Consider the following 12,687-nt stretch of genomic DNA (forward strand, 5'->3'; position numbering starts at 1 on the left):
TATACACCCCAGGAGCCTGACAAAAATTAATGTGTAGCCATGCGCGAGCTCGAAGGAGAAGGCGCCGGGAGGCTGTCCTCACTGAGGTGATGGAGGCACCCTCTATGTGTCCGACCCCGAGGGTGAAGCCATAATCCTCGCCCTCGGGGTCGGACAACTCTCTTGCAGGTGTGATCCCAAGCAATCTCTCAGCACCCACAGCGACTTGTTCGTGTTGCATGACGGCGGCTGGTGCTGGTCTCCACGAGCCGATCAGATCGCTGTGCCTAAGCGATCAGGAGCCTCCGCCGTGGAAGGCGTTCGCGATGAAATGCAGCTGTTCACGTGTGCAGCATCGGCATAAGCTGGTGAAACCTGACTTCCTGGATCACTGTGACGGGGATGCTGGCCCCAGCGTTCGGCCTCCACGAAACATGGGGTCTAGTATTGGGGACAGGCCTGCTGATTACTGCTCGGCAAGTTGGCGTCTCGTGCTGATCAGGCCGCCGCACACCAGTGACCTCTTCTGAAATACTCCTGACATTCATGAACACAGTGTTGGTGGTGGACGACGAACCCAGCGTGCGCAAAGTCGCTGCGGCGTACCTGGAACGCGAAGGATTTCGGGTTCAGACTGCCGCAGACGGCCTGGACGGTCTCCGTCAGGCCGAAGCCGGCGGGCTGGCGCTCGTGGTGCTCGACGTCATGCTGCCCCGGATGAACGGCCTAGAGGTCTGTAAGCGCCTCCGGGCCTCGTCGAACGTGCCGGTCATCTTGCTCACTGCCCGGGGAGAAGAATTCGACCGGGTTCTTGGCTTGGAACTCGGTGCGGACGATTACGTCGTGAAACCGTTCAGCCCCCGGGAATTGGTGGCCAGGATCAAGGCCATCCTGCGCCGCACGGCCGGCGAAGCCGCTCCGTTACCGGTGGTCTACGGCGACTTGCGAATCGATCCGGTCACCCGCAGGGTCAGTCTGGCCGGGCAGCCCCTCGAGTTGAGCGCGCTGGAATTTGACCTGTTGCACGAACTGGCCAAAGCGCCTGGACGGGTTTTCACGCGCAACGAGCTGATCACCCGCGTGTGGGGCGAAGACTTTCCGGGCGTTGACCGTGTGGTGGACGTTCATATGGTGAGTCTCCGGCGACACCTCGGGGAATCCGGGCAGTCGCCCCGGTTCATTCAGGCCGTGCGGGGGGTGGGCTACCGCTTTGGCCGCGCGGAGTAACTCCGGGCGAGGTGTTGGCTGGGGCCTGCGCGCGAAACTGCTGGTCTCCTACCTCGCCGTGATCACGCTCGCTGCCACGACCATGATCGTCATCGCGGAGTGGACGGCGCCCCTGTTCTACAGGGGGCACATTGACGAAATGGTGCAGATGTTCGGGATCACTGACATTCCCGCGATGCGCCGGCAACTATCCCAAGGCTTTACCGGAGCCTTCGGAAGCGCGTTGATTGTCGCGGGTACCGTCACGCTCGTCGTGGCGTTGATCGTCAGCGCGTTCGTCAGTCGCCAGATCCTGCGGTCTGTGCAGCGCGTGAGCCATGCCAGCACGCGCATTGCCGCTGGCCATTACGCGGAGCGTCTGCCGGAATTGGGCCAGGATGAGCTGGGAGAACTCACCAGCAGTTTCAACCGGATGGCCGAAGCCCTCGAAGCGACCGAGACGCGCCGCCGGGAGCTGATCGGCACCGTCGCGCACGAATTGCGCACCCCCCTGACGGGCATGCGGGGGCTGACCGAGGGGTTACTGGACGGTGTGTTCCAGATTGAAGACGCCGGGCCGGACATCCTCCGGGAGATTCGGCGCCTGGAGCGACTCACCCAGGATTTGTCGCTCGTCACACAAGCCGAGGCGCGGGTGATTCCCGTGACCCTGGTTCCCGTCTCCCTGGCCGCTCAGGCGCGCACCGCGTGCGCCCAGTTCGAGCGGCCGTTCGTGAGCAAGGCCCTGACGCTCACGCTAGAGGTGGCCCAGGACGTCCAGGTGTCTGCTGATCCTGACCGCTTGACGCAGGTGCTGGTCAACCTGCTGTCCAACGCGCTCCGCCACACGCATCAGGGCGGGGTCACGGTGTGGGTAGGCCGTCATGGAAAGGCAGGACGGGTCGAGGTTCGGGACACGGGGGAAGGCATCGCGCCGAGAGACTTGCCTCACGTGTTTGAACGTTTTTACCGCGCTGATTCGTCGCGCGCTCGCGACGCCACCGAAAGTGTGGGAGCCGGGGTGGGCTTAACCGTGTCCCAGCACCTGATGGAAGCCATGGGAGGCGCCATTCACGTGATCAGCACTGAGGGGCAAGGCACGTCCTTCAGCGTCAGCCTGCCGCTCGTGACCTAGCGAGAATCTGGAGCGCCATCGAGCTCTAGGTCACCTGAACGCATGGCTGACCTCTCAAGGTGGGGAGGGCCAAGGCAGCGGTTGGTACCCCAACGCCTGGATCGCAGCGGCAATCTCACTTGCGGTGATGTGTGTGCCGTCGTACTCGACCGTCACGCGTTGGCGCCGGTAATCGGCGTTCACCCGCTGGACGCCCCGGAGATCCTCCTCAAGCCCCTCCAAGGTCATCACGCAGGCGGTGCAGCTCATCTCTGAGACTTTAAACTCAATGCGTTCCATGTCGCGCTCCTGGCCCTACTGAAATTGAATCTGGCCCCCGTACATCCCCATCGAGCAGGCGAAGGGCAGGGTGCCAGGACGTTGTGGCGGCAAGTGAACGACCACGCGTCCTGTTTCCGGCAAGATCTCCCGGACGCCCAGTCGGGGAATGGTAAACGCCCGCGCGCACCCGGCGGAGTTCTGGGTAACGAGCGTGAGGGTCACGGGAACGCCTGCCTTGGCGTATAGCACCCCTGGAACGTATCCGCGATCGACCACCTGAACTTCGAGGGTGTCCGTGGCAGGCCCACGTGGAGTCGCCGTGGGGGTGACCGCCGCGTTCGCCTGAAGGGAATTTGGAGTGCCAACGCCGAGCAGGGTCAGCGCTCCCATCAGGGCAGACACACCGAGTACCAGCGACACGCCTGCCACCAGTTGCAAGAAGACACGCTCCAGCCGCTGTCCGAGCCGCGTCGCGAGGTATGCCAGGGTAAAAAACAGGGGCGATGCGCCGAGTGTAAAGGCGAACATCACCGCTGCTCCGCTCCACGCGTCTCCTGTGGCAATGGCGAGCGCCATCATGGTCTGCGTTACCCCACAGGGGATCAGCACCGTCAGTGCCCCAAGGAAGGCTGGTGTCGCCGCGTCCCCTGGACGTTTTGAGCGCCGGCGGATGAAGCGCGTCACCCCTTTGGGAGGCTCGAGCGCGAAGTACCGGAAGATGGGGTGGACATTCAGTAGCCGCAGGGCGTTGCCGATCATGAACACGCCTGCGGCGAACTGCAGCGCCCCCTGCATCAGGGGCGTCAGCGCGAGAAACGAACCCAGGGCGCCCAGCAAGGCGCCGAGCAGGGTATAGGCCAGTAATTTGGCTACCAGGAACAGCACGATCGGTTCGGCGGTCACCCGGTGCGGGCCTGACTCCCGCTGGTCTTGCTCCACACGCTGCGCCATGGAGGTGGTGAGCAGGCCACCTTGCACGGCCAGGCAACTTAGGCCACCGGCCGTCAGCCCGGTGACGAAGGGCACCACAAGATCAATCACATGAACTCCAGGAGAATGAAAGAAACGAAGGAGAAGCCGCGACGGGCAGCCTGTGGGGGACGAACGGATGTAAGCGCGGGCGACGGGAATGTGGATCACCTAAACGGAGCACGGCACGACCGAAGTTGCTCTGCGCCGAAGGGGATCGAGAGGAGGAGCGGGTTCGCTGCATGGGCTTATTTTGTCAGCCGCATGTTCAGCTTCGATAAAGATACAGGGGTGTCCGTCCAGCGGTGCGGAAGGTGAGGCGCCCACGGGCGGCAGAGAAGAACCGAATCAAGCTGCGTGGATGCCGCACAGGAAGTGGGGGTCGCCCTTGAGAGATCTTCTCAGGTTGACGCGGTATGAGGCACAACAGGCGCTGCCCGGCAAAAGGGCCGCGCCTGTTGTGCTCGTCGTTTCACGAGAGTCAGCGGTGTGCAGATGAGAAAGAGGGGATCAGGTCGGGGTGCTGGCGCCCGCCATCACAGATTTCGGGGTGAGCCACCCGGCGATGGGAAGGGCCGTGAGCATGCCCAGCAACATGCCAATCTGCATCTGCGCGGTGAACACCACGTGTGTGATGGGCTGCATTAAGCCGCCGCTGTGCAAGTACAGCATCCAGCCCACCATGCCGACATCAAAGGCCAGCACCGTCATGAAGGCTCCCAGGAACAACCCCACGGGACGACTCACGCGCTGACCAGCGGCCGCCGCTGCTTCAAACACGAACAGCATCACTGTCGCGAGAATCAGAATAAACAACGCCACCGCCCACAAGGCCTCGCCGGCGATGGTCCAGCCAGCGCCAAAGACCAAGGGCACGCCGATCAGATGGGCGACCGTCGAGGCGGCGGCCCCTGGCAGCAGGGCCATCAGGAGCCAGGTCATTTTGGCAGGGCGCGGGGCCGTGTCGTTCTGGCGGTGAGCGCGGCCCCAGCGGGCATACAGCAGGAGCGTGAGTGGGCCCAGAAACAGGGCGCTGATCGGCCACACGGGCTTCATGGCGGGAACCTGCTGAGGCTGCCGGCGGCCGTAAATCTCGTACGAGAGTAGGGCCGCAGAAATCACGCAGGCAAGCAAGTAAATCCAGGCGGCGGGCGTCCACCACGCGGGTGACGTGTTCATCATGTCCATGTCCATATCCATTCGTGTTCCTCACTTGTTGTTGGGTTGGCTTCAGGTCAATTGACGGGCAGGAGGCACGCCTCAGGCGTGCTTACCTAGGAACACACTCACCTTGAGTACTTGGTGTTCTCCTTGAAACGAACAGTAACGGCCAAATGTTCAGTTTCGATAAAAGCAACTGGTCAACCCGGGGCAGAGTGCCTCTCGTCGGCTGTGGGGATCGATCTGGGCGAAAGCTCGGCCCCGCTCGGGTGAGTTCACATCAGCGTCAACTGCCCTGAGCGCCTGTCTGATCACCAGCCTCTTTTGCACTGATCTGGTGGCCGCCTTTTGCGGGAGGCCAGAATGTTATCTCTGGGTTTTCCTTTCGCTCAGGCACAGGGTGTGGCGGGCAAGTAAGGAGCGTGTTAAACACTAAAAATGAAAGCATCAAAGGGCCAAAAATGAGAACATTCCAACGTTCTCCCCAATGAATGAGCCCTTGCCAAAGATGAGCTCGCCTGGAAGAATCCCCCGTCTCCTACACTGTAGACATGCACTCATCTCCTCCTGCCCCGGCAGTTGAGGCCGCCTTGCAGGGTTTGGGACGAGCGGAGCCTCACGCCCTCCACACCTGCCTTCAGGCGTTCGCCCCCCTGCTGTTCGCCCTCGCGGAGCGCGCTCAAGTCGCCGACCAGGAAGAAGCCGTTGAAGCGGTGGTGCGAGATCTGGCCACCCATGCTCTGAGCTGGCCTCGTTCCGGTTTGCCCGCACGGGTGTGGGTCACCGGGATGGCCCAGCGCCGATTTCAACTCTTGCAGCGCGCTCCGCTCTCAGACAGAGCATCCAACTCAACTAAGGCTGACAGACGCGCAGCGTCGTTCGCGGCTCAATCCAACCCGCTGGAGGCTTGATCTCCTGCCCCGTGCTGAACATCATGTGTCTCGCACCCAAGGCCGACGAGGGCGGCTTCATCAAGCCAATCTGCCACAAGAGGCGGGCCGTTCCTTGATGGAATGGCCCGCTTGCTTTTCGGTGTCCTTCCTTGTTCAGCCCAGTGGGTCGAGAGTCTTCCAGGACAGTGCAGGTGCCACCCCTGTCAAGTTTGCTCAGGCACCCCCCACCAGGGCAGATTCGCGAAGGGGTAGTGCGCCTCGTTCCCCGATTTCAGTGCCAAGTAAAACTCCGCAAAGTTAAATCGGGGTTGGTACCCCAGCCCGGCCCTGGCTTTCTCGATCGACCAATACACTTGGCCCCAAGCCTCCAGCAGATCAGCGATGTTTTCTCCGCGTTGGGCCACCAACTCTGAGATGCCGGGAAACTGAGCCTCCACCAACGCCCTCGGGTTCTCGCGCCACAACGGCAACTGTTCGAGTGAGAACGGAACGGCCGCCATGATGTTGAACGCGTCACATGAAATCGTGTCGTTCTGCATTCCCAGCACAAACGCCTCAGCCACATCCCGGTCGTCCACTCCACCCTTCAGCAGCCGGAAGCCGTAACGCACAAAGGTCTCGGGAACGAACATGCCCAGACGGTACGAAATGGTTCGGATGTCATGGACACGACTGTAAAAGCTTGCCAGTTCCTCGGCAAGCGTCTTGGTTAGCCCGTAGAAATCTCCTGGCAAGCAAGGCAACTCCTCCGTGACGACGGCAAAACTGTCGTCAGGCACGGTGATGCTTGCCCCATACACGCCCATCGTGCTGCATAACAGGACTTTCCCGATCCCGTGCTCCCGGGCGGCCTCATAGACATGATATGTCCCTTCCATGTTGAGCTTCCAGAACTCGTCCCGAGAATGATCGCGGAGGTGAACGCCGTGCAGCGCCGCGCCGTGGACAATCACGTCTGCACCTTCGGCCGCCCGGAACACCTCCGCTTTGCTGGTCACGTCTCCCTGAATGAATTCGTACGGGGTGTCCAGCGGCCGGAAATCCATCAATACCGGGGTATACCCGTGCTCCTGCAAGGCCGGTGCCAGCACCCGGCCCAGACTCCCCCCTGCACCCGTGATCAAGACTCTCATCAGGGCCACCCACCCTCGTTCAGAGGTGTCACCACGACCTCGTTCAGCACCAGTTCTGGCGGCGCAGCGCACATCCAGACCAGCAGATCGGCCACCCGCTCCGGCGCAAGGGCGTCTGTGGGTGATGCGGCCGGCGGACTCTGGTCTGCGCGTGCTTGAGCGTCAAAGGTGCCCCAGCTGGTGGCCATGCCGCCCGGGTAAACCACACAGGCCCGGATCCCGTGCGGTTTGCCTTCAGCGGCCAAGGCCTGCGTGAGGCCGGTCAGCCCGAATTTCGAGGCACAGTACGCACTCGCGTTGGCCCAGCCCCGTTTCCCCGCCACCGAGGACACGTTGATAATCGTGCCGCGTCCCGCCCGCTGCATGTGCGGGAACGCCGCTTTGGCCAACAGAAAGGGCGCACGCAGGTTGACGTCCAGCACGTGATCCCACTCCTCCACACCGAGGTCGAGCACTGACCCTGGAACGTCTGTGGCCGCATTGTTCACCAAAATATCCAGGCCGCTCAGAGATTGGATGGCCTGCTGCACGGCTTCGGTCAACGCCGGCCCGGAGGCCAGATCAACCGAGCCGACCAGCGCCCGCCGCCCCAGCGCTTCAACGTCCTGGGCCACGGCCTGGAGGTCAGTCTCACTGCGGGCGAGTAGGATCAAGTCTGCGCCTGCCCGGGCCAGGCCCAGCGCGGTGGCGCGGCCCAGCCCGCTGCTGGCCCCCGTCACGAGGGCCACCTGCCCGGACAGCGCCGTCGGCGCCACACCGCTTTGCGCTGTCATCCCCAGGCGCCTGGGGTCACATGCTCAATCTGGCGGATGTCTTGTTCGGTGAGCAGGGGGCGGGTGGACGCCCGTGCGTTTTGTTCGACCTGCTCTGGGGTCTTGCCGCCGGGAATGGCCACCGAGACCGCTGGGTGGTTCAGGACAAACTGCAAGGCCAGTTGACCGAGAGAGCGGTCGGCGGAGGACAACACCCGCAGCTGCTCCATTTGGTCGAGTTGTGTTTGATACCAGGCCTCCTGCGGCCAGGTGTGGCGCACATCTCCCTCTGGAAACTGCGTCTCAGAGCTAAATTTTCCGGTCAGCATGCCTTTGCTCAGGGGCCCGCGCACCACCACGCCAATTCCATGCTCCAGGCAGTACGGCAAAATAGCCTGCTCGGCCTTGCGGTTGAGCAGGCTGTAGTCAAGCTGCACCACATCCAGGGTGCCGCCCTGGTTGAACTGCTGCACATACGCGAAGTCATCGGTCGAGACGCCGACGGCCCGCACCCGACCTGCTTGTTTCAGCTGGGCAAAAGCCGTCAGGAACGCTTCGGTTTCACGTGGGTTGTTCCACCAGATGTGATCGAAATAGACGTCGATGTACTCGGTGCCCAGCCGGTGGAGGCTGGCCTCGAAGGCCGCAACAATTTTCTCAGGACGATCATAGACCGGCTCCTGCTGCGGATCGCGATGGTGGCCCATCAGGCCGCCTTTCGTGGCCACGATAATTTGGTCACGGCGGCCTTTCAGGATCTGAGCGACCAGTGTTTCGCTGTGGCCGTTCCCGTACACGTCTGCGGTGTCGATGAAGGTGACGCCTAGGTCAAGTGCACGCTCCATGGCACTCAGCGAGGCGCTGTCCTCGACCGGGCCCCAGGCATCTCCCCCGATCGCCCAGGCGCCAAACCCAATCTCAGAGACCTGAATGCCTGATTTCCCCAGCTGACGGTGGTGCATAGATAGCTCCTTTCACTGCATCAAGGTGGTGTGGGCTCACCTTAGACGGTGGGAAAGGCGTTGTGTCCTTGCAGCAGTGTCGTGAAGAAAGCCTAAGGCCCGGTGCGGTGTGACCGTCCAGTTGCGCCGTGAGCTCTACTCATGGCCGGAGAGATGGGAACGAACGTTGGTGGCTGGGCCCAGCCACCTCGCGACAACGCTCCGCGATCTGCTGCACCTCGTGAGCCGGAGACAGGCGGCATGACGCTTCGCCCGCAAGAGCGGGTGAAGCTCAACTTCCGTCTCCCCTGATCGTGGTCACAACAGTTCCAAGTTGGCCAGCAGTCCGGTCTTCACAGGGAACATTTTCCCCGAGCATGAACACGTCAATGGCCCGATCATCCAAAATCGGGCCATTGACGGAGCTCTGCCGTGAGGCTCAGGGCTCGCGCTGGAAGCGGCGACGAAAGCGGCGGTGCAGCGCTTCCGTGTGTTCGGCCACCCGGGCGGCTTTGGGATCGGCAATCAGGCTCCCGCCCCGGGTGGTCGCGCCGACAACCAGCCCAGCCGACACCAACACCAGATTCTTGATGATGTACTGCCCTTCCAGCGTGGGCGCCCAAGGAAACAGGTTGAACGTCTCTGCCGGAAAAAACAGCAGAGGGAGAAACGTGCCCGCCATTTGAGCAAACAGCAAAAGCAATGTCAGCCGCAAGTACCGTCCAGTCAACAAGCCCAGACCAATGAGGCATTCCCAGATGGCCAGCACGGGCAGGCTAACGTGCGCCGGGACAAGTCCAAACGTCAGCACGGAGATGGTGCGGGTGGCCAACCCTTCGGCACTGCTCAGCCCTGGGAAGAACTTCTGAACTCCGAACCAGAAGAAAATCAGGCCCAGGGACCAGCGCAGCAAGGTAATGCCGTGCCGAGCCCACCAGCCCACCAACCGGGCGTCCAAGAGATTGAGGCGGGCCACCAACGAGGGGGTGGGTCGAGCAGTGGATGGGGTCGCTTGGGCTTCTTGGGTGGTGCGTTCGATTGCGCTCATAGGGCCTCCAGAGGGGACATCGTCCCCTTTCGTATGGAGGTATATGCAAACGGTAGCGCTTCGGATGTTCCTCTAGGACAAGTGTGAATTGAATGAGTGAAAAATGCAGTGGAGAGGGTGCTCATACCGCCGACGCGGGCGACGATCTCAGGTCAGCAGACGTCACTTCATTCACCGTGGCAAACCTGCCACTCGCTGCGCTAAGGCGTCCAACTGTACGGCCCTCCAGGCTGACCCAGCTGAGCATCTCAGCCGACCATTGCTCGTCTGTCAATCGCACCTTTTCATCGTGCCAGACGTATCCTCAATACCACCGTGGCTAATCTCCGGATGCTCTCTGGCGCAGTTCAGATGCTGCCAGCGACTCCCCCTCATTCGGCAACGCGGGCCGCTCCACCTGTAGATCTCTCAGGCCGTACAGCGAGAACCCGATGGTGGAGGCGTTATGCAGCAAGGCCAGCAGGTTGCCGGGCAGCACGTTGAGCAGCCCCAGCGCCAGCAACCCGCCGTTCACGCCGATGATCCCCGTATACAAACCGGTCAACTGCCGTTCCAGCCCCCGACTCATGTGGTCCAGCTCGGTCAGTGCGCCGAGATCATTGGACAGAATCACCACGTCGGCCACCTGCTGCGCCAGATCAGCGGACTCGGCCATCACCACGGCGATGTCGGCGGCATGCAAGGCCGCGCTGTCGTTGATGCCGTCGCCCACCATCACCACCCGGCGGCCCAGTTGCTGCTGCTGCTGCACAAACAGGTGCTTGTCTTCGGGAAAGACCTCAGCGTGGACTTCCCCGATCCCCAGTTCGGCAGCCAGTTCCCCAGCACGGGCCTGCTGATCCCCCGTCAGCATCACCAGATGCTTGCCCTGCGCCCGCAACGTGTCCATGACCTGCCGGGCATTCGGGCGCAGCGGCGCATCAATGCAGAACACGCCCGCCAACTGCTGATCGATGCTGAAGTACAGCAGGTGGTACCGCTGGGCCTGCTCGGCGATGACCGCCTCCTGCTCCGCGGTGATAGGCACACCCTCGTCCTCGATCACGAAATGGCGGCTCCCGATCACGGTGCGCTTGCCGTCAATCTCGGACTGGATGCCGTGCGACACGATGTACGTCAGTTCACCGTGCATCTCGGCGTGCGCGATGTTCTCGCGTTCGGCCTGCTCCACCACCGCGTGACCGATGGGGTGGTAATAGTGTTCTTCCAAGCACGCCGCGTACCGAATGACCGCCTGACGCGAGAAGTCGCCGAAGGTCAACAGGTCCACCACCATCGGGCGCGTGGTGGTCAGCGTGCCGGTCTTATCGAAGACGAAGGTGTCCATCTGCGAGAATTCCTCGATGAAGCGCCCACCCTTGATCAGCACCTGCTGATCGCCCATCTGCCGCATGGCGGTCATCACCACGATGGGGGTCGAAATCTTGAGAACGCACGAGATATCCACCAGCAGGAACAGCAGCGCCTGGGTCACACTGCGCGTCAGAACATAGGTGATGGCGGCCCCCAGGAAGTTGTAGGCCACCAGCGCGTCGGCGCGGGTCTGATTGAGGCGCTGGCGCGGGGACTGGAAATCCTCGCCCCCGGTGATCAGGCGCACGATCTGGCTGATGCGGTTCTCGGTGGCGAGGCTGGTGACGCGCAGGATCAGTTCGCCATTTTCCACCACGGTGCTGGCGTACACGGCATCGCCCACCGTCTTATGCACCGCCAGCGGCTCACCCGTCAGGGTCGATTCGTTGACCATCCCGCGCCCACGCAGCACCTCACCGTCCAGTGGAATGGCCCGGCCGGACGTGACACTGACGTGGTCTCCCACCCGCACGTCCGCGAGAGCCGTTTCGTGCAGCCCGCCGCTCTCGGTGATGACCCAGGCGCTGTGGCTGAGGAACGACAGGCTGCCCTCCAGTCGCTCTCGCGAACGGGTTTCGACCCACGCTTCCAAGTCCTCGCCCAGATTCAGCAGGAAGATAATGGAGGACGCGGTGGAGAAGTCGCCCATCAGTTGCGAGACGACAATGGTGGTGGCGTCCAGGACTTCCACGGTCAGGCGGCGCTGACGCAAGGCGCGCAGGGCGGGAGGAATGAAGGCCAATGATTTGATCAACGTGATCGGGGCGCGCACGACAGGCGGCAGCAGCGTGTGTGTCAGCGCCCGGCGCAGCGCCGCCTCGTAGAACACGTCGAACAGTTCGCGTTCTTCCGGCGCGGTGCCGATGTCGTTGGCATCCTGGCAAAGGTCCAGCACTTCCAGGCGTTGCAGTGCGTTCAGGAGCGCGGCGCGTGAGCCTCTGTAGTCGAGAACCAAACCGCTGCCGTACTTGTAGACCGTCACGCGCGTGATGCCTGGCAAGTCCAGCAGCCGCTCGCGTAAGACCTTTCGGCCCGCCGGGCCGAAAGGACAGTTCGACGAAACTCTTAAACGGCCCGGCCCGCTGTGCTCAACCCTAAAACGCACGCAAGCTCACTGGCTGCCGGTGTCCTCGGCGTCTGTCGTGTTGCGGGCTGGAGCTCTCTCTTCGACCAGTTTGGCGTCCACGAGATCGGGGGCGTTGTGCTCACCCTCTCCGCTCAAGTCCGCATACTCGCGGCTTTTCTGCTCGCTGCGGTCTTTTTCGTAGATGGTGCGGGCGTCAGCCATCACGTCGTCGTAGGAGGCGCGCACGCCCTCGACGGACGTGTCCAGGGTATCCTTCATCTTCATCCCCCCGGCGATCAGGTGGGCGTACAGCCGCTTGGCATCGCGGCTGCCCAGCAGCTTGAGGCCCACAGTCCCGACCAGCAGGCCGCCCAGAAAGGCACTGGTCGTGGGGGCCATCTGAAGCTGTGGTGCCCGGCGACGCTGACCCGCGCCCCCTCTGTAGGCCGCGCCATCGTTTCGACTCTCTGGGGCAATAATTTTGATTTCGGGTACCTCAACTTTAATGTTCTGCTTGTGATCCGACATGGGTTCCTCCGCTGGGGTGCAGCCAACATACTCCCTGGCACCGCTTGGTGCTACCGCGTTGGCTCGCCTCAAGAACGAAGTCAGCAGGGGTTTAAAGGGCGGAGACGAGCACAGGAATTTCTGAGCCAGCACGCCCACATTAAAAACCTGCACCAAACCAGACGAATTAACCGGAAACGAGCGTTCCAGACGTAGTTAATGATCAGGGCAGGGGTGGCTTGAAATTCAAGCCACCCCTGACGTTCGTCTACCGCGAGCCAAT

12 protein-coding genes are annotated in these 12,687 nt (G+C 62.3%); 3 read left to right on the plus strand and 9 right to left on the minus strand.

Annotated features, from left to right (window positions below; all coding sequences use genetic code 11):
* Nucleotides 1-525 precede the first annotated feature (525 nt).
* Nucleotides 526-1,206 carry a response regulator transcription factor gene (locus M1R55_RS18325; protein ID WP_249394368.1) on the plus strand — a complete coding sequence of 227 codons (681 nt, stop codon included), beginning with the start codon at nucleotides 526-528 and terminating at the stop codon, nucleotides 1,204-1,206.
* A gap of 58 nt (nucleotides 1,207-1,264) precedes the next feature.
* Entirely contained in the window at nucleotides 1,265-2,320 is a 1,056-nt protein-coding gene (locus tag M1R55_RS18330) for a cell wall metabolism sensor histidine kinase WalK (RefSeq protein WP_249394369.1), read from the plus strand.
* Nucleotides 2,321-2,374: 54 nt separating this feature from the next.
* Here M1R55_RS18330 and M1R55_RS18335 read toward each other — a convergent pair whose 3' ends face one another.
* The 3 genes from M1R55_RS18335 to M1R55_RS18345 form a co-directional block, all read right to left on the minus strand.
* Entirely contained in the window at nucleotides 2,375-2,599 is a 225-nt protein-coding gene (locus tag M1R55_RS18335) for a heavy-metal-associated domain-containing protein (RefSeq protein ID WP_249394370.1), read from the minus strand.
* 15 nt (nucleotides 2,600-2,614) lie between these two features.
* Entirely contained in the window at nucleotides 2,615-3,622 is a 1,008-nt protein-coding gene (locus M1R55_RS18340; protein WP_249394371.1) for a sulfite exporter TauE/SafE family protein, read from the minus strand.
* Between the two features lie 438 nt (nucleotides 3,623-4,060).
* The gene (locus tag M1R55_RS18345; RefSeq protein ID WP_249394372.1) at nucleotides 4,061-4,750 is read right to left on the minus strand and encodes a DUF4396 domain-containing protein; all 690 of its coding nucleotides are present in this window, start codon (nucleotides 4,748-4,750) and stop codon (nucleotides 4,061-4,063) included.
* Nucleotides 4,751-5,262: 512 nt separating this feature from the next.
* Between M1R55_RS18345 and M1R55_RS18350 the strand changes: the two genes are divergently transcribed.
* Entirely contained in the window at nucleotides 5,263-5,622 is a 360-nt protein-coding gene (locus M1R55_RS18350) for a hypothetical protein (RefSeq protein ID WP_249394373.1), read from the plus strand.
* Between the two features lie 185 nt (nucleotides 5,623-5,807).
* Here M1R55_RS18350 and M1R55_RS18355 read toward each other — a convergent pair whose 3' ends face one another.
* The 6 genes from M1R55_RS18355 to M1R55_RS18380 form a co-directional block, all read right to left on the minus strand.
* Nucleotides 5,808-6,737: an NAD(P)-dependent oxidoreductase gene (locus M1R55_RS18355; RefSeq protein ID WP_249394374.1), complete on the minus strand. Its 930-nt coding sequence runs from the start codon at nucleotides 6,735-6,737 to the stop codon at nucleotides 5,808-5,810.
* The gene (locus tag M1R55_RS18360; RefSeq protein ID WP_249394375.1) at nucleotides 6,737-7,510 is read right to left on the minus strand and encodes an SDR family oxidoreductase; all 774 of its coding nucleotides are present in this window, start codon (nucleotides 7,508-7,510) and stop codon (nucleotides 6,737-6,739) included. Before M1R55_RS18360 ends, M1R55_RS18355 begins: the two co-directional genes overlap by 1 nt.
* Nucleotides 7,507-8,451: an aldo/keto reductase gene (locus tag M1R55_RS18365; protein WP_249394376.1), complete on the minus strand. Its 945-nt coding sequence runs from the start codon at nucleotides 8,449-8,451 to the stop codon at nucleotides 7,507-7,509. The genes M1R55_RS18360 and M1R55_RS18365 overlap by 4 nt, the downstream gene beginning before the upstream one ends.
* 418 nt (nucleotides 8,452-8,869) lie before the next feature.
* Nucleotides 8,870-9,478, minus strand: coding sequence for a DoxX family membrane protein (locus M1R55_RS18370; RefSeq protein ID WP_249394377.1), 609 nt, complete (start codon nucleotides 9,476-9,478; stop codon nucleotides 8,870-8,872).
* Nucleotides 9,479-9,797: 319 nt separating this feature from the next.
* The gene (locus tag M1R55_RS18375; RefSeq protein WP_249394378.1) at nucleotides 9,798-11,831 is read right to left on the minus strand and encodes a heavy metal translocating P-type ATPase; all 2,034 of its coding nucleotides are present in this window, start codon (nucleotides 11,829-11,831) and stop codon (nucleotides 9,798-9,800) included.
* A 111-nt stretch (nucleotides 11,832-11,942) separates the two neighbouring features.
* The gene (locus M1R55_RS18380; protein ID WP_249394379.1) at nucleotides 11,943-12,425 is read right to left on the minus strand and encodes a DUF6110 family protein; all 483 of its coding nucleotides are present in this window, start codon (nucleotides 12,423-12,425) and stop codon (nucleotides 11,943-11,945) included.
* Nucleotides 12,426-12,687: the final 262 nt, after the last annotated feature.

The sequence above is a fragment of the Deinococcus sp. QL22 genome (assembly GCF_023370075.1).
GTDB lineage: Bacteria > Deinococcota > Deinococci > Deinococcales > Deinococcaceae > Deinococcus.

Bases quoted from the DNA above. Each gene is read 5' to 3' on its own strand.
- M1R55_RS18325 (WP_249394368.1), top strand. From the start codon at position 526: ATGAACACAGTGTTGGTGGTGGACGACGAACCCAGCGTGCGCAAAGTC.
- M1R55_RS18335 (WP_249394370.1), bottom strand. From the start codon at position 2,599: ATGGAACGCATTGAGTTTAAAGTCTCAGAGATGAGCTGCACCGCCTGC.
- M1R55_RS18345 (WP_249394372.1), bottom strand. From the start codon at position 4,750: ATGGATATGGACATGGACATGATGAACACGTCACCCGCGTGGTGGACG.
- M1R55_RS18350 (WP_249394373.1), top strand. From the start codon at position 5,263: ATGCACTCATCTCCTCCTGCCCCGGCAGTTGAGGCCGCCTTGCAGGGT.
- M1R55_RS18355 (WP_249394374.1), bottom strand. From the start codon at position 6,737: ATGAGAGTCTTGATCACGGGTGCAGGGGGGAGTCTGGGCCGGGTGCTG.
- M1R55_RS18360 (WP_249394375.1), bottom strand. From the start codon at position 7,510: ATGACAGCGCAAAGCGGTGTGGCGCCGACGGCGCTGTCCGGGCAGGTG.
- M1R55_RS18365 (WP_249394376.1), bottom strand. From the start codon at position 8,451: ATGCACCACCGTCAGCTGGGGAAATCAGGCATTCAGGTCTCTGAGATT.
- M1R55_RS18370 (WP_249394377.1), bottom strand. From the start codon at position 9,478: ATGAGCGCAATCGAACGCACCACCCAAGAAGCCCAAGCGACCCCATCC.
- M1R55_RS18380 (WP_249394379.1), bottom strand. From the start codon at position 12,425: ATGTCGGATCACAAGCAGAACATTAAAGTTGAGGTACCCGAAATCAAA.